Source organism: Mesorhizobium sp. M5C.F.Ca.IN.020.32.2.1 (genome assembly GCF_004023105.1).
In the GTDB taxonomy this organism is placed as follows: domain Bacteria; phylum Pseudomonadota; class Alphaproteobacteria; order Rhizobiales; family Rhizobiaceae; genus Mesorhizobium; species Mesorhizobium wenxiniae.
On the sequence record NZ_RZSX01000911.1, the window covers coordinates 1 to 2288 of the forward strand.

Consider the following 2288-nt stretch of genomic DNA (forward strand, 5'->3'; position numbering starts at 1 on the left):
TCGATTGCTTTGGATAACCAAAGCTCAGCGGGAAGCCGCTCAGCGCATAGGCCAGCAACGGCAAGCCGATGATCAAAGCCGCCGATGTCCAGAACACAGGGAATTGCTGGCCGGTCGCCATCTGCCGCTGACGCGCCTTGCGGGCGACGAACCACGCCATGGCGATGCCGAGAAGCAGAGCGACCAGGATCAGCCAGGAGCCTTCGCCCCACATGGCGCGCGGAAAATAAAAGCCACGTTGGTTGAGAAAGGAGCTGAACGGCAAATTGATGCTCTCGCGCGGCGGCGGCAGCACCGAAAGCACGCCTGAATACCAGAAGAAGATGACCAGCAGCGGCGGGATGTTGCGGAAGACCTCGACATAGACCGTGCAGATCTTGCGGATCAGCCAATTGTGCGAAAGTCGGCCGACGCCGAGGATAAAGCCGATTATGGTCGCGGTGATGATGCCGGAGACGGCAACGATGAGCGTGTTGATGAAGCCGACCAGAATGGCGCGTCCATAGGTGGAATCCGACGAGTAGGCGATGGCGCTGTCACTAATGTCGAAACCGGCGCGGCCCCTGAGGAAACCGAAGCCTGATGCAATGCGCAGGCGCGTCAGATTGTCGATGGTGTTTTGGACGATCCACCAAACCAACGCCACCAGCACGATGACGACCACCGCCTGGAAGAATATGCCGCGGACCTTCGGATCGTTGATGAAGGAGCCGCGGCTTGGCTCCTCGCGAAGAATTTCCTGCGATGCCATTCGACCATCCCCTGGAAAGAGAAACCGGAAGGCAGGAAAGCTGCCTTCCGGATCACATTTCGATCAGCGGATCGGCGGAGCGTATTGTAGGCCGCCCTTGGTCCACAATGCGTTGATGCCGCGCGCGATCTTGAGCGGGCTGCCCGAACCGACATTGCGTTCGAACATTTCGCCATAGTTGCCGACAGCTTTGACGATGTTGACCACCCAGTCATTGGAGACACCCAGATCGGTGCCGATCTTGGTGTCGGGCTCAGTTCCGAGCACGCGCTTGATCTCCGGGTTGTCCGAGTTCTTCATCTCGTCGACATTGGCCTTGGTGATGCCGAGTTCCTCGGCCTGCAGCAACGCGAAATAAGTCCACTTGACGATGTGGTACCACTGGTCGTCACCCTGACGCACGGCCGGTCCAAGCGGTTCTTTCGAGATGATCTCGGGCAGCACAACGTGATCGGCCGGGGCGCCAAGCGTCAGGCGGATACCGTAGAGACCCGACTGGTCGGTGGTGTAGACATCGCAGCGGCCGGCGTCGTAGGCGGCGTTGACCTCTTCCAGCTTTTCGAAGACGACCGGGTTGTACTCCATCTTGTTCGACTTGAAGTAGTCGGCGAGGTTGAGCTCGGTCGTGGTCCCGCTCTGCACGCAGACCGCCGCGCCGGAAAGCTGCAGCGCGGAATTCACGCCCGGCAGCTTCTTGGCGTTGATCATGAAGCCCTGGCCGTCATAATAGGTCACGCCAATGAAGTTCAGGCCGAGTGCGGTATCGCGGTTGATGGTCCAGGTGGTGTTGCGCGACAGGATGTCGATCTCGCCTGACTGCAGCGCGGTGAAGCGTTCCTTGGCGCTGAGCGGCGTGAATTTGACCTTGGTGCCATCGCCGAAAACGGCGGCCGCGACAGCGCGGCAGAAATCCGCATCGATGCCTTGCCAGTCGCCCTTGTCGTCCGGCGCCGAGAAGCCGGCCAGACCGGTCGAGACGCCGCATTGGATGAAGCCCTTGGCCTTGACGTCGTCGAGCGTGGCCGCCGACGCCGCCGAAGCCACCAACCCAAGCGCGGCGGCGCCCAGAATGCCGATTGCAATGTGTTTCATAACCCACAGACCCTTTTCTGTTTTTTTCAGGCGAACCTGACTTTTTCCGTGTGAACGCAGCTTCCGGTTCCGGCCCATTCCCGGAACCCCGCATCGCAACCGACGCGCCGCCTCCCATTCACGAACTGCATCGAAGGCGATTATTTCAGTGAGGTCAAGGGAAATGACCTAAACCGAAAGAGTTTGAAAACCAATTGCCGCAAATGCCTGAATTGCAGACAAACGCGCCTGGAAATTAGCCAGCCGTGCGAACAAAGCCGGCAAAGCCCGGTCAACGCAAATCGGGGGCTGGGCCGGCAAAACCCGTCGCTCGGATTTACGGCCCATGACTGACTTGTCGTGCGATGAATTGGCATATCCAAAGCCCGCCGGCTGGCGGGTGGCGAACGGTTGCGCGGCCAATGCCGCCGCACTATGGCTAGCGCTTCATCAGAGGCGAAGTTTC

General features: G+C 59.7%; 3 protein-coding genes. All 3 read right to left on the reverse strand.

Going from position 1 to position 2288, the window contains the following annotated elements; genetic code table 11:
* On the reverse strand, positions 1-751 hold a 751-nt coding region (locus EOA86_RS30735), incomplete at its 3' end, for an ABC transporter permease subunit (protein WP_164892141.1).
* A gap of 63 nt (positions 752-814) precedes the next feature.
* A complete protein-coding gene (locus tag EOA86_RS30740; RefSeq protein WP_127209546.1) occupies positions 815-1843 on the reverse strand; it encodes an amino acid ABC transporter substrate-binding protein in 1029 nt (342 codons plus the stop codon).
* Positions 1844-2011: 168 nt separating this feature from the next.
* Entirely contained in the window at positions 2012-2245 is a 234-nt protein-coding gene (locus EOA86_RS30745) for a hypothetical protein (RefSeq protein ID WP_128345052.1), read from the reverse strand.
* Positions 2246-2288 lie beyond the last annotated feature (43 nt).